Source organism: Psychrobacillus lasiicapitis (assembly GCF_006861795.1).
Lineage (GTDB): Bacteria > Bacillota > Bacilli > Bacillales_A > Planococcaceae > Psychrobacillus > Psychrobacillus lasiicapitis.
Map to the genome: position 1 here is coordinate 45,806 of NZ_VDGH01000003.1, position 26,913 is coordinate 72,718.

15 protein-coding genes are annotated in these 26,913 nt (G+C 37.5%); all 15 read right to left on the reverse strand.

Annotated features, from left to right (window positions below; genetic code table 11):
- Nucleotides 1-122: 122 nt before the first annotated feature.
- Nucleotides 123-1,838, reverse strand: a complete 1,716-nt coding sequence (locus tag FG382_RS05295) for a peptide ABC transporter substrate-binding protein (protein ID WP_142537860.1) — start codon at nucleotides 1,836-1,838, stop codon at nucleotides 123-125.
- A 294-nt stretch (nucleotides 1,839-2,132) separates the two neighbouring features.
- Nucleotides 2,133-3,443, reverse strand: a complete 1,311-nt coding sequence (locus FG382_RS05300) for a purine-cytosine permease family protein (RefSeq protein WP_142537861.1) — start codon at nucleotides 3,441-3,443, stop codon at nucleotides 2,133-2,135.
- Between the two features lie 47 nt (nucleotides 3,444-3,490).
- Nucleotides 3,491-3,805, reverse strand: coding sequence for a cupin domain-containing protein (locus FG382_RS05305; RefSeq protein WP_142537862.1), 315 nt, complete (start codon nucleotides 3,803-3,805; stop codon nucleotides 3,491-3,493).
- An 18-nt stretch (nucleotides 3,806-3,823) separates the two neighbouring features.
- Nucleotides 3,824-5,557, reverse strand: coding sequence for a hydantoinase B/oxoprolinase family protein (locus FG382_RS05310; protein ID WP_142537863.1), 1,734 nt, complete (start codon nucleotides 5,555-5,557; stop codon nucleotides 3,824-3,826).
- 1 nt (nucleotide 5,558) lies between these two features.
- Nucleotides 5,559-7,601 (reverse strand): hydantoinase/oxoprolinase family protein, encoded by a 2,043-nt coding sequence (locus FG382_RS05315; RefSeq protein WP_142537864.1) that lies wholly within the window; start codon nucleotides 7,599-7,601, stop codon nucleotides 5,559-5,561.
- A gap of 44 nt (nucleotides 7,602-7,645) precedes the next feature.
- Complete coding sequence (locus tag FG382_RS05320) at nucleotides 7,646-8,191, reverse strand: helix-turn-helix domain-containing protein (protein WP_142537865.1); 546 nt, start codon at nucleotides 8,189-8,191, stop codon at nucleotides 7,646-7,648.
- Nucleotides 8,192-8,754: 563 nt separating this feature from the next.
- Nucleotides 8,755-9,405, reverse strand: a complete 651-nt coding sequence (locus tag FG382_RS05325) for a hemoblobin-interacting domain-containing protein (protein ID WP_142537866.1) — start codon at nucleotides 9,403-9,405, stop codon at nucleotides 8,755-8,757.
- A 684-nt stretch (nucleotides 9,406-10,089) separates the two neighbouring features.
- Nucleotides 10,090-12,507 carry a hypothetical protein gene (locus tag FG382_RS05330; RefSeq protein WP_142537867.1) on the reverse strand — a complete coding sequence of 806 codons (2,418 nt, stop codon included), beginning with the start codon at nucleotides 12,505-12,507 and terminating at the stop codon, nucleotides 10,090-10,092.
- A 335-nt stretch (nucleotides 12,508-12,842) separates the two neighbouring features.
- The gene (locus FG382_RS05335; RefSeq protein WP_142537868.1) at nucleotides 12,843-16,724 is read right to left on the reverse strand and encodes a hypothetical protein; all 3,882 of its coding nucleotides are present in this window, start codon (nucleotides 16,722-16,724) and stop codon (nucleotides 12,843-12,845) included.
- A gap of 150 nt (nucleotides 16,725-16,874) precedes the next feature.
- The gene (locus FG382_RS05340; protein ID WP_142537869.1) at nucleotides 16,875-17,972 is read right to left on the reverse strand and encodes a response regulator; all 1,098 of its coding nucleotides are present in this window, start codon (nucleotides 17,970-17,972) and stop codon (nucleotides 16,875-16,877) included.
- Nucleotides 17,973-20,981, reverse strand: a complete 3,009-nt coding sequence (locus tag FG382_RS05345) for a hybrid sensor histidine kinase/response regulator (RefSeq protein ID WP_142537870.1) — start codon at nucleotides 20,979-20,981, stop codon at nucleotides 17,973-17,975.
- A gap of 242 nt (nucleotides 20,982-21,223) precedes the next feature.
- The gene (locus tag FG382_RS05350; protein ID WP_170206458.1) at nucleotides 21,224-23,809 is read right to left on the reverse strand and encodes a bifunctional 2',3'-cyclic-nucleotide 2'-phosphodiesterase/3'-nucleotidase; all 2,586 of its coding nucleotides are present in this window, start codon (nucleotides 23,807-23,809) and stop codon (nucleotides 21,224-21,226) included.
- A 184-nt stretch (nucleotides 23,810-23,993) separates the two neighbouring features.
- On the reverse strand, nucleotides 23,994-24,989 hold the full coding sequence (locus FG382_RS05355) for an ABC transporter ATP-binding protein (RefSeq protein WP_142537871.1): 996 nt from the start codon (nucleotides 24,987-24,989) through the stop codon (nucleotides 23,994-23,996).
- On the reverse strand, nucleotides 24,986-25,972 hold the full coding sequence (locus tag FG382_RS05360) for an ABC transporter ATP-binding protein (protein WP_142537872.1): 987 nt from the start codon (nucleotides 25,970-25,972) through the stop codon (nucleotides 24,986-24,988). Before FG382_RS05360 ends, FG382_RS05355 begins: the two co-directional genes overlap by 4 nt.
- A 43-nt stretch (nucleotides 25,973-26,015) precedes the next feature.
- Complete coding sequence (locus tag FG382_RS05365) at nucleotides 26,016-26,909, reverse strand: serine hydrolase (RefSeq protein WP_170206459.1); 894 nt, start codon at nucleotides 26,907-26,909, stop codon at nucleotides 26,016-26,018.
- Nucleotides 26,910-26,913 lie beyond the last annotated feature (4 nt).

Sequence of the window (26,913 nt, forward strand, 5' to 3'; positions counted from 1 at the left end):
ATAATGAGAATACAAGATGTGAGATTCGATTTAACTTTTTTTACAGTGACTGACACAAAGATAGAAAAAAAGGTATCCGGTTCAATTTTCTTCTGAACCGGATACCCTTTTAACATTTTATTTTATTCTTTTCCAGAAATATAAGCCCATTTGTAGCTATAATCACCAGTGAATGGGTGTGCGACGATTCCATGTACATAAGGTTTTTGTAGCGACATCGTTCCTGTTTGATATAAATTAACAATCGATGCCTCTTCTTCGACAACTACTTTTTCAGCTTCCGCTAACGCTGTCCAACGTGCGGCTGGATCTAGTGCAAGTTCACCTTTTGCTTTTTCAAGCAGTGCATCGAATTTTTCGTTAGAGAAGGACATATTATTTTGGGATGACTCCGATTGGAATAAATCCAAGAATGTAACTGGGTCCTGGAAGTCAGGAGCCCATCCAGTGCTTTGGATATCGTAATCTTGAGCTGCATCTAAATCTAATTTAACATTGAATGGAAGGTTCTTAATATTAAGCGTAAGCCCTTTAAGATTTGACTCAATCTGTGATTTTAAGTAAGCATCTAAGTTTTTAGAAAGCTCGGTATCACCAGATATATACTCGAGTGTCACCTCTGTCAGACCTTCCTCTTTCAACCCTTCTTCCCATAATTTCGCGGCTTCTTCTGCATTGAATGGAAGCATATCACCGTTTACATCACGGAAGTCCTGTTTGTTTTCATCGAATGCAAACCCAGTTGGCACAAGGAAGTCTGCCTGAATAGAACCGTTTGCTAGAACAACATCCACCATATCCTTCTTGTTGAAAGACATAGCAATTGCTTTTCGTAACTTCACATTGGAAAGCGGTGTCTTTTCACCATTTCGTTCTTGATTTAACTTCAAATAGTAGACGGTCGGTTTTAAAACTTGCTCTACTTCCACGTCATCCGCATACTGCATTGCAAATTCTCCAGATAGTCCAACTCGATCTTTTTCGCCATTATTATACAGGTTAACAGCCGTACCTGGTTCTTTAATAACGTCAACATTGATCATATCAAGCTTCACTGTTTCTGCATCCCAATACTCTGGGTTCTTTTCCAAGGACCAAGATAGACCTGTGCCATCCCAATTTTTAAGGATAAACGGTCCATTAGATATTAAACTTTCAGAGTTTGTAGCGAAGTTCTCTCCTTGCGCAGTTACATATGCTTCATTTTGTGGATAAAATGTCCCAAAAGCCATTAGAGAAATAAAATAAGGAACTGGACGTTCTAATGTCACAACTAACGTTTTGTCATCCTTCGCCTCTACCCCGAGCTCCGATTTATCCAGCTGGCCATTCGCAATTTCTGTCGCATTTTTAATAATACCTGTCATCATATAAGGTCCGTAAGTCGATCCGGTAGCCGGGTCAACCGCACGCTGCCACGCAAACACAAAGTCATGTGCAGTAACAGGTGTACCATCTGACCATTTAGCATCACGTAATTTAAATGTATAAGTTATCCCATCTTCACTAACCTCAGGCTCGCTTTCAGCCATAGCAGGAACCGCTACATTTTCTTGGTCTAAACGGAACAACCCTTCCCCAATATTGTTTAATACATTGAAAGAAACAGCATCATCCGCAAGAACGGAGTCCACAGATGGAATTTCTGCTCTCTCTACTAAATTTAATACTTGTTCTTTATCGAGTTTGTCGCCTGTTGCCTTTTCTGTACCTTCTGCTTGATCCGCGTCATTTGTATCGTCAGAAGTGTCGGCGTTGTCCCCCTCGCCGCACGCCACTAAAAAGATACCTAGTACCAAAATCATTCCTAAAAGCCAAAATAATTTGTTTTTCCTCATAAACATACCCCTTTTTACTTTCTTGAAATAATGATTTCATATTCTATTATACATGATTCTACTTGATTATCTTGTTTTATTTCAGAATAGTTGAAAAGTTGAGTGCGTTTACATAATTGTGTTCTTTATAAGAGAAAATACATAAGCTTTAATTTTACAGGGACAAAAATAGGGAGAAGTGCTAGAACACTCCTCCCTTTACGGAAATCTTGAATTTTTAATCTATAATTATAGCGCAAATATTATAAGTACAGAATCTATATTTATTTATAGTCGAATTAAAGTATTATATTGTTATACGGTAAAACGGTCTGGTGCGACTTTCTTTTTAATCCTCATCGCTATAATGTAAACTGCTATCGACACTAATAATGATTGTACCGCTGGTAAACCCATCGGACTAATGTATTGTGTAATGTAGCCTACAATAATTCCCGCCACGACAGCAATTGTCGCCATCCAATTCCATCCAGGTATGTCTTCCCACTGCTGGCGTCGAATGAAGAAAAAGTCACCCATCATTACTCCTGCAATGGCTGGATATAAAAGTGCAGTTAAATATAAGAAGTCTTCAAAATATTGTAAAATACCCATTAATGCAATAATGATGGCGATGATTGTCCCTATTAATGTAAGGAGCGCTCTCCCTTTACTCGAGTTAACGTTTAATACGTTTGCAAGTGCTAGACCCATACTATAATTATTTACAAGCTGAGAAGTCCAAGTAGCTAACCACAAGATTAGAAAACCCCATACTGGAAAACCAAGGTTCATCATTACATTTACAATGTCTGCATCCCCAACACCAACTGACATGATTGCTCCTACAATAAATAATGGAAAGCCGATAACTACAATTCCACTCGGGATAATCCAATTGTCTCTCCATGTTGGTTTTGCATAACGTGTATAGTCAGATGCAATTACCCATTGGGAAACATTGACCCCAATCACTAAGCTAATCGCTGCAAAAATGGTCATGGTAGGTTCTGGATTCCATGATGTAATTGTTTCCCAACCTGTATTTTTCAATGCCAGATAAATACCACCAATTATCAATAACAAACCTGAAGGAACAGCAAGATAATCAGTCCATTTCATGGAGCCATAGCCTATAATGGATGGTAATGCGAAAAGAATCCCCGCAATCGTCGTAATAACCGCCCAACCTATCCAGTTAGTTTCATAATCAATACCAAACATTGCGGACATCGCATTTCCCGCTACTGCTGTTTGGAGTGCCCACCATCCTAGTGAGACGATGAAAATCGTAAGACCCACAAGTACTTTGGCTTGAACAGATCCGAAGCTAGTTTTTGCAATTACGGAAGAAGATCGTCCAGTTTTTGCGCCAATATATCCCTGTAAAGTGTTCCCAACCCATTGGAATACGAATAACGCAATGATAAGAATCAGCAATATTTTACTTAAACCAAAGCTTGCTGTGAGAGCTGCTCCTACCATTAATACAGGTATAGTAAATTCTAAGCCTCCAAATATCATTGCCGGAGTAATCCAATGCTGACGGTCTTTTTCTGGAATAGCAGATAAAGCAGGGTCATTTCCTAAAAAAGATGTTTTTTCTTCCGATTGATTATTGGCCATTCATTCCACCCCTTATATATAAACGGAGGTATTTCTACCTCCGTTTTTTATGCTTTAACTAATGCAAATACTAATTCAACTGGTTCATTTCCTTCATTTACACACCAATGTTGCTCACCAGCTGGTATAAAAGAGGCCTCTCCTGCACTAATTTCATATGATTCTCCATTGGATTCTCCGCGAAGGGTACCTTTTAATAGGTAGGAATACTCTTGCTCTTCATGTGCATTGGTTCCTTCTGCTGGAAGGCGTTCTCCTGCTGGCACCGTTACATATCCAAATTTCACCTCTGCATGTGGATACTGATCGTGAAATAGGTTTTGAACAATATCATTTGTTACTTGTGGTGTTGTTTTTTTCATATTGTGATTCCCCTTTACTTAATTTCTTCCAGCTAATTCTTTATATTCGAATGTATCTTTATTTACTTCAACTAAGAAATAGTCTCGAGCCTCTTCGACAGTGAAGTACCCATTTTTCACATCTTCTGCAACTTGTACAGCAGGACGTTCTAACGGATCACCATAGCCTCCGCCTGTTCCTGTCATTAGCTGAACTACATCATTTGTGTTTAGTTTGTATCTCGGGTAAACCCCATAAGGACCATCCACTTCTCCTGTCGATTTTTTTACATAGAATTCATTTGGAGACCCTTCATGGCCTTTATCAATTCCCCATGGCAAAAACTTATTCCGTCCAAAAGTTACAGTTACCGCTTGTCCATCTGAAAGAGCACGATAAGAACGAATAACACCTTTCCCACCGATAAATTTTCCTGCTCCGGCTCCATTTCCATCTTGTCGAAGACTATACTCGTCTAGTAGTACACCATATCTAGTTTCTGCAACCTCGACTGGCACATTATATGTTTCTCCATCTGAGAAACAGAATTGGCCTGAAGCTCCGTCTTTGTCGATAGAGCCTCCCCAACCACCAACAGACGGCTCCACAATAAGAAATGGTTCATTTGTATCTTGATGGTTACCAGACAATGTAACCGCACATACAGATAAAAATTGCCCTGCATTTAAGCGAGATGGGATATGTGGGGCCATCGCTTTCCAGACTAAATCTAAGCTTCCCAAAAGCGTTTCAAAATAATTGGAAACTGGTACCGGCCGTTCAGCAGACATAATAGATTTGGAATCTACTATAATCTTTAGTGGACGGAACACACCATCGTTTACGTCTTGAGCAGGATTTGTAATTGCCAGAAAGATTGCACGCACCGCTGACACCAATCCTGTGTATGAACAGTTCATTGGGCCAGGAACTTGAGGTGAGCTCCCCCTAAAGTCACAAATAAACTCATCATCTGTGATGGTCACTTTTACTTTTATAGGGAAAGGACCATTGCCAATACCATCTGTGTCGATAAAATCTTCCGCATAGAAATCACCCTTTGGAAGCTTCTTTAATTCTTGGCGAGAGATCAACTCTCCATGGTTTAAATGATATTCAATAGCAGCTAAAATCGTTTCCATTGTATGTTTCTCGCATAATTCTTTTACGCGGCGCTCCCCTGTACGTAAAGCAGCAACCTGTGCAAACATATCTCCAAGAGACAAGTCAGGGAAACGAACATTCGAGCGTATAATTTCTACAATTCCTTCATTCAATTTCCCTTCGTCATAGAGCTTTATGCAAGAAAACTGAAGACCCTCTTGGAAAATATCTACTGAATCATTTGTAAATGAACCTGGATCTTTTCCTCCCACTTCTGTCCAATGGGCTTTGTTGGCAGAAAATGCTATGAGCTCACCTTTATAAAAAATAGGCATAACTAGTCCAACATCTGATAGATGAGAACCCCCTCCTTGGTAAGGGTCATTAATAATAATGATGTCTCCTTCTTTTAACTTTTCACCAGGATATTTATTTAGCGTTTCTTTTACCATAAACGTTAACATTCCTATAAAACCTGTTACTCCGTTCCCTTGCGTCAATAAATTTCCATGTGCATCCGTCAAACCACTTGCATAGTCTAACACTTCATAAATAATCGGGCTCATCGAAGTACGCGCAAGGGCTACAAACATTTCATCTCCAGCTGATAAGAGAGAATCTTTCACAATCTCTAAAGTAAATGGATCGAGCTTAGTCATTGTAGTCATCTTAGTTTTCCTCCTTCTCAATGATAATGTTTCCGTAATCATCTAAATAGAGTTTTTGCTGCTTATATATAACCGTTACTGCAGCCTTTTCTTCTACAATTGCAGGTCCTTTAATTGTTTGTCTTGTTGGTAACTTATCTCGGTCGTAAATAGGTGTACTTACCCAGCCTTCTTCTTCGTAGTAAACTTCTCTTACTTCTTTTTTCGCTTCTTCAAGTGTTCCGTTTCGCTCTAACTTAAGTAGTTGTGGCTTTGGCACTTTTCCAAAGGCTGTCACGTGAATATTGACAATCTCAGTCTGTGCGTCAGGTAAGTTGAATGTAAAGTTTTTCTCGTGCAGCTTATGGAAATCCTCAATTGCTTGTTGTTTTTGCGCTGCTGTCCATTCTCCATTTGCTACTGGAACTTTTACGGTATGTTCTTGACCAAGGTAACGCATATCTGCAAAACGTTGGAATACTACATTACTAGCTTCCATACCTTCTTCTTCAAAATGTGTAAATGCATTACGCTCTATCTCATCCCATTGTTTATTGATCTCATCGATGGTCAGTTCATTCATACGCTTGATATATGTTTGAATGTAATCGTGACGAAGATCCGTCATTAGCATTCCCCATGCAGAGAAAACTGGTGATGCAACTGGGATAACTACTTTCTTCACTCCAAGCTCTAATGCCAGTGCAGGGGCGTGCATGGATCCACCGCCACCAAATGCAAGCAATGTAAATTCCTGCGGATTATGACCTTTTCTAATAGAAATAAGTTTCAGTGCATTTAGCATATTAGAGTTCGCTATTCGTATGATGCCAAGCGCAGCTTCTTCGGCAGATATACCAAAATGATTACCAATTTTAGTAGAAATGGCTGACTTCACATTTTCTAAATTGACATTATAATCAAAGTTCTTGGAAGAAAGTCTGCCCGTTAACAAGTTTGCATCCGTTGTTGTCGGCTCTGTACCACCTTGCCCATAGGCAACAGGTCCCGGTCTTGCTCCCGCTGATTGTGGACCAACCTTTAAAGAACCGGCTTCATCTATCCAAGCAATCGATCCACCACCATTACCTATTTCCACAATATCAACAACTGGTGTTTTTATTGGATAACCAGCATTTCGGCTATCCTTTTCTATATAATAATCAGTTGAAACCTTTACTTCTCCGTCTTCAATAAGAGAACATTTAGCTGTTGTTCCTCCAATATCAAACGCAATAATATTTTTCTCACCAATCATTTCTCCTAAAACTGCTGCTCCTAGAATTCCAGCTACAGGTCCTGACTCCACCATGTTAATAGGAGATTCCTTCGCTTTAGAGAATTTTGTAGTGCCTCCGTTAGATTGCATAATATAACGTTGATCAATTTTTACTTGTTCCTGCAATTCCTGTTCCAGACGATCAATATACGTTGTAGCTGTTGGCTGCACATATGCATTTAATACAGCTGTATTCGTTCTTTCATATTCTCGCCATTCCTGTGTGATATCACTTGATGCGGTAACTTTCACTTCTGGCCAAATCTCTTTTATCAACTGTACTGTTTGTTGTTCGTGGGATGGATTTACGTAGGAATGCAAGAATGATACGGCAATTGCCTCTACTCCCTCTTGCTTAAAATAAGCAACTGCATCTTTTACCTCTTCTATATTCAGTTCGGTTAGTACCTCTCCTTTATAGTTCAGCCGTTCACTTACCTCTTTTCGCAAATACCGATCAACAAAAGGCTTTGGTTTATCATATTTAACATTAAATAAATCTGGTCTATTTCCACGAGCAATCTCTAAAACATCTCGGAAACCTTTTGTTGTTATCAATGCTGTTTTTGCACCTTTTCTTTCCGTTAAAGAATTAATGATTACAGTAGTTCCGTGGATAAACATCGTAAGTGGAGAATCGCTTACCCCACTCTTTTCAATCACATCCAATACTCCTTTTTCGAAATGTGGTGGAGTTGTATTACTTTTGGCAATACCAAAATTTCCATTATCATCGACATACACTAAATCTGTAAAAGTTCCTCCAATATCCGTCGCTACTCTCATTTCTCTCACTCTCCTGTTTTTATCCTATTTTCTTGCTGAATAAGTTAAAAAATAATAGGTGTAACTACGCTTAATACTACTGATTCGGTCGGTAAAGGATTTTCCCATTGATGACTGATGCTTGAAGGAAAGTGAATAGTATCTCCCTCATATAAGTGAAACTTCTCCTTATTCAAATAAAAAATAACCTCACCTTTTAAAATAAAATACAATTCTTCGCCGTTATGACTATATGGATGATTCTCATTCATATGGGGAGGTAGTGTAACAATTAAAGGCTCTAGTTTTCTTCCGGGAAATGTGCCAGATAATCTCGTATACATTTGACTGCCTAAATTAGTACTGAAGCTATGGCGGTTTTCTTTACGTACGACAAAGTTTTGATGATCATTCTCCTCAAGAAAAAAATAATTAATATGAATATTTAAGGCGTCCGAGATCTTTTTTAGTGAAGTAATAGATAATGAGGAGGCGCCTCGTTCAATTTGTGATAAAAAGCTAAGAGACAATCCTGTTTCCTCACTTAAATCTTTAAGTGTCATATTAAGCTCTTGCCTTAACGCTTTAATCTTTAGGTGAATATCTTCCATACTAAAAACACTCCTTTTAAATTACAGTAACACTGTAACGATTATGAATATAACATAATTATTTTCTGAATGAAAGTACTATTTATAATTATCAGTTAATTATAGGTAGATAGATCTAATCCTCTTTTTAGATTAGACACAACTTGTAAATGAATGGGTTGCTTTCAAGAATTTATTTATTTCCTCTAACTATTAATAGAATCTCTCTGGGCGTATTTAAATATATTTTTCTATCCTTTAAAAGCAAGAAAGAATTTGATAGGTCTAAAGTACATGGATTGAAAAATGAACGAGGTAATTCAGGAATTGGAGTTACGGAAAAGATTAATACTATTCCTTAGTAACTGTTATTTTTGCAGAATATAAATAAAGAAGATATTAACGTAGCTTTTATAACGTTTGAAGTATTATCTTGTTAAAGGGGTATTGTGACTACTTCGCCCTTTATCGATAATTATAAAGATAATAAAAATCCTCTAAAGTCTTTTAGACTCAAGAGGATTCAATTATTACTGGAAAATTTAATAATTCTCTATTAAATATTATATTGAAAAGAAGTTTACTTAATAAGTAACAGTCGTTGGCGTAAAAATTAGATTTCCGTCTTGATCCCGCCATACTATTTGAGTTGAATCTCCCCTATCTCCGGACGGAGCCCATTGGAAGGAGGGATATGTTGCACCACTCCCATCCGTAAGAGATGGTAAGTTTAACTTATCAGCAGTTATAGATACCATATGCCTGTTATTATAATAATAAACCCACTCTCCATTTAGTGGATTGTTATTATTAATAATAATATCCAGCTTAAACTGATAACCTTTAATCAAATTATCATATCGGTCTTTGGCAGTTAATACCATAGAAAATCCCTTTCCTGGTCCTGGTACTAAACCTGCATTTGGTTTGACTGATGAGTTTGCTTCCGAAAATTTTCCTACAGCAACATATTGCTGAACACTTACAACAGAGTATTCGTTTGCAATTATTGTAATATCTTTATTTCCTGGCGTTTGTAAAGACGGTATATCTACTGGATCGAGCAGTAAGTGTCCTTCGTTTAAGATCCAATTTCCTACACCTACTGAGACACCATTTACCTGCACATCTGTTACTGCCGATCTCCATGCGCTATTATCTATAAACGTAATATCAAATATATTATCTACAGTAGCCTCAGTGGAATCAGTTAATAAAGTTGGTGGTAATAAAATGCTATTCCCGTCTTATCCCTTTTAAATAAGGTATTATAACGAGCCTACACCGTGCAAGCGACTTTCATCGCACACGGCGTGCCATCAGTGTTTTTTTCACCACTGACTAGGTTCCTTTGCTCCTGCTGTTTTTATCCTTCTCATATGTTACCATATAAGTCCAAACGGTCAGCGATCTTCACTACTATGAACCTGCTGCCATCTTGCTAATGTCATTGATGCTGAAACACCTCTTTAAGCAAGACTTCAAACGTTCCATTATGTTCATCCCTTATTTTGATTTCCTTAGGTTTCCACTATCCAGGTGTAAGAACAACTGAGTTAACAGTCAATTCGTCAATCGCCGATATAGTATTTCAACTATATGGATGCACAGTGAACTCCTAGCTTGTCATTTCTCACTATACACTTGCTTACCCTGCTTACATGGATTCGTCTGCCTAACCATAGAAATCTTTTAAAGAACCCCGCCCCGATACTTTCGGGTACGACTTCACCTGACTTAGCCCTTTCCACATTTCAGTGCTTCACTGGACCCAGGAGGATTAGGTACTTGTTTGTTGGACTGTTAAACAAGAGTAGGAATTGCACCTACCAATTGAACATAGCAGTTAGAAGAAATTGTTCTCTTCCACGCGTTTCACTAATTAATAATCAGCTTATAGCGTAACGTTTCGTTTATTTTTATTGAGGAGTAATTGTAATATTTAGTTTGTACGTGTTGGTACTCTTGCCATCTTCCGAGGTAACTACTATTTGCCACGTAATTCCCCCATCAATTGTTGTCGTTTTTACGGCCGCATCTAAATTTGTTGGCGTAGTAATAATATCTGTTTCTGTTATATCTGCCAAAACAGTTCCACTTGGAAGAGTGACATTGTAAACATTTAAATCAGAATTATCAACTACTGCTGATATATTCTTAACAGTTATTCCATTAATGGTGGAAACATTCGATTTGACTTCCACTTGATCGATTTCAGCTTTAGCCTCAATTAATGCTTGATCAACTTCTATTGGTGTCGTTGCACCATTAATCGTGCTTGTCCACGTGGTTTTTAATGCTTGAATAGCTTCCCAATTCGCTGTACTATAGTCATCTTCTACGTCTTCTTTATAATTTGTTAAATCTGCAAGTGCTTGGTGTTTCGATACTTCCAGCGCCTCTTGCTCCATTGTTGGGACTTCATCGATTGCAGCTTTGGCCTCAATTAGTGCTTGTTCCACTTCCGCTGGTGTCATTGCGTCATTAATCGTGTTTGTCCACGATGTTATTAATGTTTCAATAGTGCTCCAATTCTCTGTACTATAGTTAGCTTTTACGTCTTCTTTATAATTTGTTAAATCTGCAAGTGCTTGGTGTTTCGCTACTTCCAGCGCCTCTTGCTCCATTGTTGGGACTTCATCGATCGCAGCTTTGGCCTCAATTAGTGCTTGATCCACTTCCACTGGTGTCATTGCGGCATTAATCGTGTTTGTCCACGATGTTATTAATGTTTCAATAGTGCTCCAATTCTCTGTACTATAGTTATCTTTTACGTCTTCTTTATAATTTGTTAAACCTGCAATTGCTTGGTGTTTCGCTACTTCCAGTGCCTCTTGCTCCATTGTTGGGACCTCATCGATTGCAGCTTTAGCCTCAATTAGTGCTTGATCCACTTCCGCTGGTGTCATTGCGGCATTAATCGTGTTTGTCCACGATGTTATTAATGTTTCAATAGTGCTCCAATTCTCTGTACTATAGTTAGCTTTTACGTCTTCTTTATAATTTGTTAAACCTGCAAGTGCTTGGTGTTTCGCTACTTCCAGCGCCTCTTGCTCCATTGTTGGGACCTCATCGATTGCTGCTTTAGCCTCAATTAGTGCTTGATCCACTTCCGCTGGTGTCATTGCGGCATTAACCGTGTTTGTCCACGATGTTATTAGTGTTTCAATAGTGCTCCAATTCTCTGTACTATAGTTAGCTTTTATGTCTTCTTTATAATATGTTAAACCTGCAAGTGCTTGGTGTTTCGCCACTTCCAGCGCCTCTTGCTCCTTTGTTGGGACTTCATCGATAGCTGCTTTGACATCCTTTAAGAATTGGGCAACTGCAGCTGGTGTTGTTGCCGCATTGATCGTACTTGTCCACGTTGTTTTTAATGATGAGATAGTGAACCAATTTGCTGTACTATAATCATTTTTAAGCACTTCTTTATAATCTGATAACACTGCGATTGCATTAGTTTTTGCTATGCGAAGCTTTCTTTCTGCCGTACTTTCAGAAGGTTCTTCGTTACCCCCTCCTCCTACTGATGGATTGCTCGGAACTTCTGGTGTTGGTGTAGGTTTTGGAAGAGTAGAGAAAAGTGCTTCTGCTTCCTTCACTTCTTTAGATAACAAATTCAAATAATTTGTTTTTCCATCGATGGAAGTTTTCGAAGCAAGTGTAAGTACCTCATCCATTACTTTTCTTGCTTCTTCTTTTTTCCCTTCGTTCCATAACTTTAGGACTTCATTATTTTTCATGTAGATTGTTACAGGAATTCGTAATTCATCTCGTTTTGCATCAGATGGCTTTTTATATTTTTCTAATAATAAATCACGGGGTGCTTTTCCCGTGAAGCGGTATAAAATAGATGTGCGGGAATCTAATTGATACGATAACTTATGATATGCCTGTTCAACGCCTTCTAAATCTCCAGCAGCGTGGGCATCTAACATTTCTTTTAAAATCGGATCCAAATATTTAACGGCATAATTATAGGCATCAATATAAGGTATGACTCCTTTTGTGATTTTCTCATCAAATAATGCGTCTAATTCTTTTATCTTTTCTTTCTTTTCTTTCGTAGAAAGATTCGATGATTGAATTTGTTGTTTTACCTCTTTATAGTGTTTTTTTACACTGTTTAATACCGGATATAGTTCCTTGCTCGGCTCTAATACACTTTTCAATGCAGGGTCCACATAATAGAGTGGAGCTTTTTTCATCTCTAGTTTTACAGCATCTATTGATCGCTGGATAGTCGTCTCTTTACCGTAGGATGTGGAAGTAAATGAGAAAATAGAGGATGTAAGTAAGGCAGCTACGACAGTTTGTTTAACTATTTTTTTGTTCATTCTAGATGTACTTCTCCTTTTAGGGTTCTAGTCTTTTTGATATACCCCTTTTGATTATTATAGAACTTTAGTCTATACATTTTCTATACACTGCTGACAAAATACGACAGAAAACCACCTTATTGGATTAAGATAAGGTGGTTTTAAGGTCCATTTTATTATTTTCATTAGATGTTCAAATTTTTCTTGTGGCTTTGTCCCTAAATATTTCTATAGAGTAATTTTATAGTTTTTGTATATTTTAAGTTTCTACACTTTGTCTACTAGTGGTTCCCTATTCATAATCTGTTGCTCAGAGATCTCTGTACGATAGTCCGTTATGAAAAACGATCAGTCTACTCAAAAAAGTCTGATTTGTTTACCCCGCCAACAGTTATAACTTTTTTAGAAGTTGGTATAATTTTAAATTGAATCCCGCTCACACTTTCAACAATCGCTTCTACTTTAGCACTTGCAATGCGATTATTAATTAGATTCAATAGTTCGTCAAATGATGTAAAGCTTTTGGTTAATTGAATCGTAGCCGTATTAGTGCCATCACTAATTGTAAATGTACGATTTTTTGATGTGTTGGTATCGGTTCCTTGAGCAACTGATTGATCAAAGAAGTACGACCAATCCTTGCCTTTTAATGTGAACGATGAAGTAGCTCCTTGTTGAAATGCATAGATTTGGAATGTATCATCCCCTCCCATTGCTCCTATCGGTCTATTCAATATTCCAGCTGCACCAGACTTTTTATAGTAGAAATCTTGAATAAAACTATCTACAACTCCCCCTATCGCAGCTCCTTTTGGAAAGTCAGTAGAGAGTTTCCAGTCTACATAAATCGGAATTTCATCAGAACCTACAACAATAGAAAAGTCTTTTCGATCTCCTGTAAAGTCTGATTTCGGAATAGTTTTACTTACAAGTTTAGCTTGTGTTCCATAAGTTGTAGAAAAATCAAGATTCGTTAATGTCTTACTAAGTATATAGTCCGATATTACTTTCACGATAAATGAGCCACTTTTAATAACTTGTCCACCTTTTACCACTTGTACAGTGATGGTAACTGGATCCCCAACTGCAACTCCTGTTACTTTAATCACCCCCAGAGGGTCTTCAACTACGGTAGTAATTGCTCCAGTCCCATCACTAGAAGTAAGTACAAGTGTCTCATCATCATTTATTGCTACAACATTACTTCTATCTGTTGCAGTACCAACTATTGTTAAATCTTGTAATCCTGGTAAAGCTATTACTTTGCTATTTTCAAAATCTGCTATTGCGTGATCTAATAAAGCCTTCGCATCTGCCAATTGTTGAGTTGTTTTGTGAGCAGCATTATCAAGCACAAATTGTGCAGCATCTATTGCTGTTTGCAAAATTGTTTTTGAACCTACTATATACTGATTTACTTCCGCGCCTTCTATGGCGTTAGTGTGAAGAGTAGTTGTATTTCTAATTGCTGTTGCTAATGTTGTCGCATCTCCGGCTTTTACTACTTGAGCTTTAAATGTGGCAATAGCTGTTGTTAAGATAGTGCTCGCGTTGTCTAGGTCTGCTTGCGTTTTACTTGCAGCATTGGAGTGAGTGGCTCTTGCTACCGTTATTGCTTGCGCTAATGTTTCTCGAGCTGAGGTCGATGCTTGTCCTACACCTGTTCCTTCCGCATGATTATCTAGTAGTTGTTCTGCTGATGTAATTGCTCTATTTAATTCTGTGGCATCTCCTGCTTCTACCACTTGTGCTTCAAATGTAGTTATCGCTATTGTTAATATAGTGCTCGCGTTGTCTAGGTCTGCTTGCGTTTTACTTGCAGCATTCGATTGAATAGCTTTTGCTACCGTTATTGCTTGCGCTAATGTTTCTCGAGCTGGAGAAGATGCTTGTCCAACACCTGTTCCTACCGCATGATTTACTAATAGTTGTTCTGCTGTTGTGATTGCTCCATTTAATACAGTGGGATCTCCTGCTTTTGCCACTTGTGCTTCAAATGTCGTAATCGCTGTTGTTAAGATAGTGCTCGCGTTGTCTAGATCTGCTTGTGTTTTACTTGCAGCATTCGATTGAATAGCTTTTGCTACCGTTATTGCTTGTTCGAATGTTTCTCTAGCTGAGGCAGATGCTTGTCCTACACCTGTTCCTTCCGCATGATTATCTAGTAGTTGTTCTGCTGATGTAATTGCTCTATTTAATTCTGTGGCATCTCCTGCTTCTACCACTTGTGCTTCAAATGTAGTTATCGCTGTTGTTAATATAGCGCTCGCGTTGTCTAGGTCTGCTTGTGTTTTACTTGCAGCATTCGATTGAATAGCTTTTGCTGTTGTTACTGCTTGGGCTAATGTTTCTCGAGCTGAGGTCGATGCTTGTCCTACGCCTGTTCCTTCCGCATGATTATCTAGTAGTTGTTCTGCTGATGTAATTGCTCTATTTAATTCTGTGGCATCTCCTGCTTCTAACACTTGTGCTTCAAATGTAGTTATCGCTGTTGTTAATATAGTGCTCGCGTTGTCTAGGTCTGCTTGCGTTTTACTTGCAGCATTCGATTGAATAGCTTTTGCTGTTGTTACTGCTTGGGCTAATGTTTCTCGAGCTGAGGTCGATGCTTGTCCTACACCTGTTCCTTCCGCATGATTATCTAGTAGTTGTTCTGCTGATGTAATTGCTCTATTTAATTCTGTGGCATCTCCTGCTTCTACCACTTGTGCTTCAAATGTAGTTATCGCTGTTGTTAAGATAGTGCTCGCGTTGTCTAGGTCTGCTTGCGTTTTACTTGCAGCATTCGATTGAATAGCTTTTGCTGCTGTTACAGCTTGGTCGAATGTTTCTCGAGCTGCAGTCGATACTTGTCCTACGCCTGTTCCTTCCGCATACTTATCTAATAGTTGTTCTGCTACCGTTATTGTTTCCTTCAATGCTGTTGCGTTTCCAGCTTTCACTACTTGTGTTTCAAATGTGTTAATCGCTGTTGTTAAGATAACGATCGCGTTTTCTAAATCTGCTTGTGTTCTATTTGTTGCATCTGTAAAAATAGATTTTGCAGTGGTGATTGCTTGAGATAACGCGATTCGATCAACAGCCACTGCTTGACCGACATTTGTTCCTTCTACATGATCTACTAAAAGTTGCTCTGCGGCTTTGATAACTTCATTTAGCGCTAATGTAGTAGCAGCTTTAGTTTTTACTTGATCTATAGATATCTTTATTGCTAATAATTCTTGCTCAACTGCTTTTGTAGAAGCTGAATTATTTATGGTACGTTTTCCTGATTCTTTAATTAATAAAATAGTTGTCCAGTCTACTTCATTAAATTCAACTTGTTTCCCATATGCTTCTAACTCTACAATCGCATTTGCTTTTGCTATTCGTAATTTACGTTCTGCAGAACTTTCAGAAGGTTCTTCGTTGCCCCCTCCACCTACTGATGGATTGCTCGGAACTTCTGGTGTTGGAGTAGGTTTCGGAAGGGTAGAGAAAAGTGCTTCTGCTTCCTTCACTTCTTTAGATAACAAATTTGAATAATTTGTTTTCCCATCGATGGAAGCTTTCGCAACAAGTGTAAGGACCTCATCCATTACTTTTCTTGCTTCTTCTTTTTTCCCTTCGTTCCATAACTTTAGGACTTCATTATTTTTCATGTAGATTGTTACAGGAATTCTTAATTCGTCTCGTTTTGCATCAGATGGCTTTTTATATTTTTCTAATAATAAATCCCGAGCTGCTTTTCCCGTGAAGCGGTATAAAATAGATGTGCGGGAACCTAATTGATACGATAACTTATGATATGCTTGTTCCACGCCTTCCAAATCTCCTGCAGCGTGAGCATCTAACATTTCTTTTAAAATCGGATCCAAATATTTAACGGCATAATTATAGGCATCAATATAAGGTATGACTCCTTTTGTGATTTTTTCCTCATACAATGCGTCTAATTCTTTTATCTTTTCTTTCTTTTCTTTTGTAGAAAGATTCGAAGATTGGATTTGTTGTTTTACCTCTTTATAGTGCTTTTTTACATTGTTCAGTACCGGGTATAAATCCTTGCTCGGCTCTAATATACTTTTTAATGCAGGGTCTACATAATAGAGTGGAGCTTTTTTCATCTCTAGTTTCACAGCATCTATTGATTGCTGGATAGTCATCTCCTTACCGTAGGATACGGAAGTAAATGAGAAAATAGAGGATGTAAGCAAGGCAGCTACGACAGTTTGTTTAACTATTTTTTTGTTCATTCTAAATGTACTTCTCCTTTTAGGGTGCCAGTCTTTTTGATATATTCCTTTTGTGTATTATAGAACTTTAGTCTAGACATTTTCTGTACATTGCTGACAAAATACGACAAAAAACCATCATATTGGATTAAAATAAGATGGTTTTAAGGTCTATTTTATTATTTTCATGAGATGTTCCAATTTTTCTTGTGGCTTTGTTCCTAAATGTTGCCATAGAATCGTTTTATAGTTCTCATAGACTTGTATAGCTGCTCGATTGTCTCCATTTTCTATATAATATTGAACCAAATAGTTAGTATATCGCTCTTCCCAAGGATCTATTTCTATGAGCTTGTCGATCGCTTCTTTTAATACATTTTCTAATTTTATTTCCATGTTGTATGTATTGATAAACTTCTCTAAATACTGTACAACACCTTTCAGCAACTGTTCTCGTTCTTCTCTCGCCCAGTCATAATATTCTTCGGCCAGGTAATGATTTTTATATAAATCTATAAGCTTTTTAACGTCTTCAGCGGTGTCTTGCGACAGATTTAAGATATTTTTTATATCTTGCACATCACTCTTTAACTCTACCTCTAAAGAATAGCGTTCATCCACATATTTGATCGAATCATGATATCCATGATTTTTTAGCTCTTTTCGTAAATGGTATACACTTGTGTGCAATGCTACTGAAGCTTTATCTAATGTACGGTCTGGCCATAGTTCTTCCATAATCTTTTCTCTGTGAACCGGTTTGTCTTGATGGATTAAATATGCACAGAATTCTTTTACCTTTTTGGTTCGCCACTTGATCGGTTCACGGTCATGGTCAAGCAGTCGAAAGCTTCCTAGAAAATTTCCTTTTAAGTATGGTGTCTCATTAGGAGGTAGTTCACGCTGAATTCTACGCTGACCAATTCGTCGAACCGTTTTTTCTAAACGACTTTTTTCGATTGGCTTTAGGATATAATCCACTGCCTGGACATTAAATGCTTCCAGTGCATATTCATCATAAGCTGTAACAAAAACAATATCCGTTTGAAAAGCAACTGGATTCAATTTATCTGCGAATTTTATTCCGTTCATTTCCTTCATCTCAATATCAAGAAACAGAATATCTGGCTTATGTGCTTCCAAACTTTCCAATCCTTCTAATGGATTAATAAACTTGCCTATTATTTCGATTCCTCCAATTTCTGCTAGCATGGCTTCTAATAACTGGATTGCCAAGATTTCATCATCCACTAATATGGCTTTTAACATTTAATTTCCCTCCTTTTCAATTTGTATGAATGGAAATCTTAATTCCACGATCGTTCCTTTATATTCCTCACTAGTTATTTGAATGGATGCATTTTCATAATACTTTAAACGTTTTTTTATATTTTGTAGTCCTACACTTTGACCTGTATCTTGTTCTACATTCCAAATCTGTTGTAGTTTATATGCAGAAATCCCTGTTCCATTATCGGATATTTGGAAAACGATGAAGTCATCTTCCCTTACAACAGTGAGTTTTACGATTCCTTGACCTTCCTTCATTTTTAAACCATGAACTATAGCATTCTCCACGATAGGCTGCAAGATTAAAGGAGGAATAAAACAATGCAATGGATCTTGCATTTGCACTTCCCAAACTAGTCGCTCTGGAAATCTAGTCCGTTGAATATTTACATAGGATTGAATGAGGGAAAGTTCCTTTTCTAATGGAACTAAACTATGTGTATTTTCAAAGGAAAAGCTTCCTCTCATAAAATTAGCAAAATCTGTAATCATAGTACGTGCCTTTTCCAAATCTATATAACTTAGTGAAAGAATCGAATTTAATACATTGAAAATAAAATGCGGTTTAATTTGTGCTTGTAAAAAAGCAACTTCCATCTTCACCGCATTTTCAGATGATTCCTTCATTAATAATAGATTTCTTATTCTAGTTTTTAACTCTGATGTATCCAATGGTTTGTGTAAGAAATCATTTGCACCAGAATGGAACGCTGCAATCATATCTTCTGGTCGAACAGCAGCTGTCAACATTAAAATAGGAAGTTCGGAGGGTAGATAAGATTTTCTCAATTGTTGACATACTTCATATCCAGAAACCTCTGGCATCATAATATCCAAAATAACTAGATCTATATCAGGATATTTTTTCACCTGCTCCAAAACTGCCTTTCCGCTATCAACTGCGACAATAAAATAATCCTCTGATATAAGCGTATCCATGAGAACTTTCAGATTCACATGATCATCATCTGCAATGATTATTTTTTTTCGATCCTTATTTCCGTTAACAGAAGGAATAGGAAGTGAAAAAGATTGCTTTGTTGGTTTGTTTAATTGAGTTGCTTTAGGAAGCGTAACCGAAAAGGTAGTTCCTTTATTTACTACAGAATTTACAGTAATTGTGCCACCTTGAATCTGCACAAGCTCTTTCGTCACACTTAAACCTAGACCAGTTCCTCCAGTTGCATTGCTATATTGTCGAAAAGGCTCAAACACAAATTTTAAATTCTCTGAAGCAATTCCAATACCAGTATCACTAACTGTTATGACTAAATTTTCTTCCTGTTCATAGCATTTAATCTCTACCTTCCCTCGCATCGTATATTTAACCGCATTATCTATTAAATTATATAAAATCTGACGAAACCTTTCCTCGTCCGCCAATACTAATTGCCCTCTTTGGATGTGATTTATAATTTTCACATCTTTGTCTATCATATACGTAAAAGTTTCCACAACGACATGTGTAATAGCAAATAGATCCACAGAGGTTATCCGAACCCGCATTTCTCCTTCTTTCAGTTTCGAAAAATCTAGTATATCGTTTACAAGGTTAGACAAACGATGAGCAGTCCCTACTATTAATCCCATTTTTTCTTCTTCCTCTACCGACAAGGAAGATTTTCTATCTTCAAGCATTGATTGAGAGATCGCTATAATTCCATGTAAAGGCGTTCGAAATTCATGAGAGGCTTTCGCAAGAACTCCATCTTTCAACTTATCCACACGTAATAGAGCATTGGACAACTCTTCTTTCTTTAAGAAGGAATCCATGAAACGGTGGGATATATAAAGTGAAAGCATCGCTAAACAAATAAAAGGAAATAAAGGGGGTAATGAATTCATCGCATAGTTTGCCGAAACATTCAAAGTTCCAACAGTAAAATAAATAAAAATAGTAAAGCTACTAAAGATTAAATAAGAAGCACCCACAGCCTTTTTGGATACCGCAATAATTTGTAAATAGATGATATACACTAAGCTGATAAAAATATAAAGAGAATAATAGATTTGTAGGCTAGAGTTCAACTTTACTGGTAGAAGTGCAGTACCTGTTAACAAAATACCAATTATCCATAGAAACCGTACAATCCTTTGATTCGAAAATTGCTTTAAAGACGATTGAAAAAAACATAACATAAACAAACCTATCCAAATACTCGAAACTGATTGGATTCTTTCGAAAAAAGCATATGGTGTAGCAGGGAACAACTCCAAAAATACCTTCTCTCCGTGAGAAACAGCATATAAAACATTGGCAAAACAAAAGAGCGAAAAGAATAGCTGCTCCACGCCGATCCTTGCATACAAAAATGAACCTAAAAAGTATATAAACATGGTTGAAAAAGCGGCAATGGTTACCCAATCATATGCAAGCGATCTTTCTCGAAGATTGCCTATACTATCTTGATCTCCAATAAAAATAGAACCTAATATTCCACCACCAGATGCATAATCAAAATTGGCAACATGTACAATTATGTCCAGCTCTTTCTCATCTGGAGAAAAATAAGAAACATACGGGATATTATGAGCTGAATAAGTATCATCTTCTGCTGGTATCCCACTGCTACCTATTAGTTTTCCATCCATATAGATAGCATTAGACATGCGAATATTAGTTGTTTTTATCCCTAAAACCTCTGGTGAATTATTTAATAAGATTTTAAGTCGATATGTGCCGCTAGTATACCTCGACAGTTTCTGACCATTTAAGTCATAATCGGTCCATATGGAGGGTACTTCAACATGATATGATTGTTGTCTATCAAATGCCGTAGAATCTAATAGCTTGTTTGGAACAAACTCCCATTCTCCGTTCATTTCTATTGGTTCTGCTCCGTCTAACTCATAATTTCGTAAATCCAAAACTCCATCCACTGCTTTTGGTGATATTGGTTTTTCTTTTACTAGTATCGAATTTAGGGAAAATGCACTTATAAGTAAAATTCCGATTATAGTGATGATTTTTATGTAGGTTTTTTTCATGCTTGTATGTTTCCTTGTATTTTTTTTATAAAGTTAATTGTATGTGGAAATATTGCTTTGTACAATAATTTTAATAATAGTGTTATATCCCTGTGTAAAACACAATTCTGAATTGTGTCTGACACAGGGACAGTAATTCTGAATCGTTACTAACAAAGAGATGCAAAAACAAAAAACAACAGCTAAAGTTTTCACTCCAGTTGCTGCTTTTCGTATGAATGGTAGTCACTTACACAGGGACTTTATTTAATTGAATACTTACCAAATCCATCTGTACCCTCACCGATATATTTGATGTTTCCATCTGCTGGGAGTACTTTCTCCGCTTGTTTAGAAGATTCGAATACGACTTGTGCTTTTGCTGGTAACGCAGCAAATTTCCAGTTGCTATCAGCAGATGGGTCGATTGTTTGCTCTTCTAGAATATAGTCGATGATGATTTGTCGGTTTTCATCTGGATGAATTTCAATTTCAGTTGCATTACGGACACCTGGGAATGTTCCGCTTGCACGGTAGTTATTTGTTGCCACGATAAACGTTTGTTTTAAGTCTATTGGTTTTCCATTGTATTGCAAGTTTACGATACGTGATGCATCTTTGTTTAATAGCTTGCCGTCTGCATCGTATTTTGCTGGTTGTGTAACGTCAATTTCGTATGTTACGCCATCAATTACGTCATAGTTGTATGAGCGGAAATCTGTGTTGATCAGTTGTTGCTCACCTGTTTTAGCAGGATCGATTTGATTGAACTGACCTGCAGACATTTCCAACCATTCTTTTACATCTGCACCCGTAAGTTTCACTGTTGATACTGTGTTGTCGTATAGATATAAATCTGCTACGTTTTTAATCGCAAGCTCGCCTTTTGGAACGTATGTGTAGTACTCAGGGTCGCTTCTTGTTCCTGCTTTAAATGGTGCTCCTGCAGATAGCACTGGGACGTTTTCATTCGCTGTACCTTTTAGTTTTGCTTTTACATATGCTGTTTGAGCGTCCGTTACAATTTGGATAGATGGATCATCCTGCACTTGAGAGAAGTAACTATGAATATCCGCTGTAGTTTTTCCAACTGCTTTTCGAACATAAGTGATTGTTCCTTCATGTGCCTCTTTAACCGCATTCACTACTGATTGATCGACATCCGTCGCATCTTTTGCGATAGTGCGCACTTCTGCTTTAGAAGAAGCCACTTTCCATTTGTCTCCATCTTTCTTCAATTTCAAATCAATGACACCTAAATGGCTACCGAATTTACCAGGCATAACAACAGGAACACCATTCATCGTCCCATTTTCGATGTTTACATTTGTAAGTGAAGCATCTACTTTTCCTGGGAATACTTGGTGTGCATGTCCAGTAATAATCGCATCTACACCTTTAACTTTAGTTAATAAATACGTTACATCCTCTTCGCCAACTTCATGTGTTGCATCACCCATTCCAGAGTGGGAAAGCACCACAATTACATCTGCCCCTGCTTTTTGCAGTTCCGGAACAACTGTTGACACAGCTTGCACAGAGTCGTCGACTTTCACTTTTCCTTCTAAATTCGTTTTATCCCATTTCAAAATTTGAGGAGGAACAATTCCAGTAACCCCTACTTTAATCGTTGATTTTTTACCTTCCGAATCAACCACTTCTTTGTCGATTAACACATAAGATTTGTACAATAATTTTCCACTTGCCGCATCCCGAACATTCGCATTCACATAAGGGAAATTCGCGTCATCCATTACTTCATTTAAATAATCGAGACCATAATTGAATTCATGGTTACCCATTGTAGCTCCGTCATAACCTAAAAGTTCCATCGCAGTTACGGAAGGATGTTCTTCCCCATCAACCAGTTTGTCTACCGATTGTTTATATGAACCTAGCGGAGTACCTTGAATCGCATCTCCATTGTCAAATAATAATGTGTTGCTATTTTCTTTTCGTGCATTTTTGATCAATGTAGCTGTTTTCGCAAGTCCTAAACTATTAGACTCTGTATCTTTATAATAATCATAGTTCACAATGTTCGTGTGAATATCAGAAGTACCTAAAATACGTAAAGAAACCGTATCTTTTTCATCTGCAGGTGCTACATTTAATGCTGCTACTTTTTCTAGTAACTCTTTCATCATTGGCATACTACTTGTAGAAGGAACTTTATCGAGTAGTGGTTTAATAGATTCGACAACTTTTGCCGCTTCTTCAGTTTTACCAGCAGCAATTAACTTTTCCGCTTCTACTACTTTCATATAAATAGTTACCGGCACCATTAACTGGTCACGTTTTGCATTCGCTGGCTCTTTATATTGATCTAACAACAAATCTCTTGGTGCTTTTCCAGTGAAACGGTAAAGAATAACCGTTCGACTTTTCAATTGGACTGATAATTGGTGGTATAATTTCTCCACTTTCGCCCAGTCTTTTTCTGCTTCCGCAACTTTGATATCCGCCAAGATTGGATTTAAATACTTGTCCACATAATTATAAGCATCAATATATGGAACGATTCCTTTTGTAATACGTTCGTTATGTAAATCCTCTAACTCTTTTAATAGTACGTTTTTGTTTTTAGCATTCGATTTGACGATTGCATTTTTTGCTTTTGTGTAATTTGCTTTTGCTTTATTTAGCGTAGGATATAAGTCCTTACTTGTTGCAATTTTCCCCTTTTGCGCTGGTACGACGTAGGCATAAGCCGCCTCTTTCATGTCTTTCCTTGCCTGATCCACCACATCTTGCAACGAGCTACTTGCAAAACCTACATTTGTAGAAGCCAATAATGACGTTGCAAGAGCAACGGCTACTACCGACTTTTTCACTGTATTCTTCTTCATGATTTCCCTCCCATTTTGTAATAACGTTCCTATTTAAAGATAATCAAAAGAAATATTTGGTACAATGTGAATATTGTAATGTTTTTGTAAAATTTCATATAGACCTTTTTACACCGCTAATAAAAGTCCCTGTGTAAGAAACAATTTTGAATTGTTTCTTACACAGGGACAGTTAAAAGGACTTTCAATTAAAATCCGCCCGGTAATCCTCATCATACATATGACAGTTTACAAACCGACCTGGTGCGACCACCACTTCACTAGGGATCACCTGTTCACAAACAGCCCTTCTAAACTTACATCTGGTATGAAATGCACAGCCAGTTGGTGGATTGGATGGACTTGGAACGTCACCGGTTAAAATAATTCGTTCTTTTTTTACATCTGGGTCGAGAGAAGGCACTGCTGACATAAGTGCCTGTGTGTATGGGTGGAGCGGTTGTCGAAATAATTGTTTTTTATCAGAGAGCTCCACAATTTTTCCAAGATACATTACACCGATTCGATCACTTACATGTTTTACTACGCTCAAGTCATGTGCTATAAAAATATAAGTTAGTCCCAATGTTTCTTTAAGATCTTGAAATAGATTTAAAATTTGTGCTTGAACGGAGACATCTAAAGCGGAAACTGGCTCGTCCGCAATTATGATTGCAGGATTTACGGCAATCGCTCTCGCTATCCCGATGCGCTGTCTTTGGCCACCACTGAATTCATGTGGATAACGTCCTATATGGTTAGGGCTTAAACCCACTTTCGCTAATAACTCTTTAACTTTTTCTTTTCTTTCTTTAGCACTTTGTTCCAGTTGATGTGTTGCAAGGGCTTCCCCAAGAATAGCTCCAACAGTCATTTTCGGATTGAGTGAAGCAAAAGGGTCTTGGAAGACGATTTGCATATCCTTTCGCAGCTTTCGTAAATCTGTTTGGTTTAAGGCTGTTATTTCGTTTCCTTCGAATTGGATTGAGCCTTCTGTCGGTTCGATTAGTCGTAGAATGCTTCTGCCCATTGTTGACTTACCGCAGCCACTTTCTCCTACTATTCCGAGTGTTTCTCCTTTATTTACTTGAAAGCTTATACCGTCAACTGCTTTTACAAAGTGTTTTTTCTTGTTAAAAAGGCTTTTCTTTATTGGAAAATAGGTCTTCAAATTCTTTACTTCTAGTAGCGGTTGATTCAAACCGACACCCCCTGCTCCTCATACAACCAGCACCTGACAAATTGTGAGTCACACTTAAATAATGGCGGATTTTTCTTATGACATTTTTCATGGACATGCTGACAACGAGAACGAAAAGGACATCCCGATTTTATAACGCCTAGACTGGGTACGTTTCCATCGATAGGTGTTAGTCTTTCCTCGCTTTCACTATCAATGTTCGGAACGGAATTTAACAGACCAATCGTGTACGGATGTTTTGGTTGTTTGAAAAGAGTTCGCACATCTGCTTGCTCCACAATTTGTCCATAGTACATAACAATCACTCGATCAGCCATCTCAGAGATTACTCCTAAGTCATGGGTTATTAATAGTATGGAGGTGTTATATTCTTGTTGTAAGGCATTCATCAAATCTAGTATTTGGGCTTGAATGGTTACATCTAGTGCAGTCGTCGGTTCATCCGCAATGAGCAGTTTCGGATTACAGGCCATCGCTATTGCAATCATAATTCGTTGTCTCATTCCTCCAGATAGCTGATGAGGATATTCATCTATAATGCTCTCTGCTCTGGGAATACCTACTTTTTTTAATATGTCGATTGTTTTTTCTTTGCTATTTGTTTTATTGGCAAATCCGTGTAAATGAAGTACTTCACTAATTTGCTTGCCGATTTTATGCACTGGATTGAGAGAGGTCATCGGCTCTTGAAAGATCATAGATATTTTATTTCCCCGTATGGAACGCATTTTCTTTTCGGCATATAAATTAATATCTTCCCCTTCAAACACTATTTCTCCTTCTGTTGTGCTAGTGCCTTTCTCTATTAATCCCATTAGGGAAAGAGCCGTCACGCTTTTACCACAACCCGACTCTCCCACAAGACCTACTGTTTCTCCTTCATTTATATGAAAAGATAGATCCCTAACAGCTGAGATTGTGCCTGCTTCATCATCTTGAAAGGAAATATTGATATTCTCGACTTTTATTAATTCGATTGTCAATGGTCTACCTCCTATCACTTAATGGACGAAACGGGTAATGTCGTTACTCACCGTTCATAAAATACTGATAAGCAATTTCTGAGATACGTGCGATTGGCTCATCACCTTTATACTCTAGAGAACTGCCTGTCGAATAGACCGTAATAACGAATTCTCCTTTGTTATCTGGTAAGTAAACGATACCAGTATCGTTGAACATCGTTCCTAAGCTGCCTGTTTTATTCGCCACTTTTTTATTTCTCGGCAGCAAACCACCAATACGCTGCTGAAAATGCTGTTTGAATAGGACTTCACGAATCTCTCTTGAACAATCTGGTGAAACAAATTCATCTAATGCAATCTTTTCTAATAAGAGACTCATATCTTTAGCAGAGCTTACATTGTTTTCTGTACTATCTTGAAAAACGATACTATTCCAATCATAGTCACCTTCTATTAAACGATTTATAATCTCATCAAAAAGCTCTTTACTATAGGGCTGAGATGGTATACCGGCGCTTAAGCTCAAAAGCTCCCAACATGTGTGATGAATATAAATATCCTTAAATCCCATTTGATGCATTCTTTCCTGTACGTTATTTGCTCCACCAACTATACTCAGCACCTTATCAGTTGCTAAATTATCACTAACAATGATCATCATCGTTGCCAAGTCTTTTATAGTCGGCTCTATCCCATATTGCATTTCTTGAAAAACACCGGAGCCCGGCACATAATCTTCTTCGTTTAATGGAACCCGTTCCTGTAAATTAATTTCTCCGTTAAACACTTTCTCATATAAAGTTGCTAAAATAGGAACCTTAAACACACTAGCCATCTGAAATAATAGATTACCTTGAATATTTACTTCCTCTTGTGTCCCCAAATGTTTAATATAAATACCAAAATTAGCATCAATGCCTTCAATATAAGATTCGATTTGCTGCTTCAGTGTCATACAA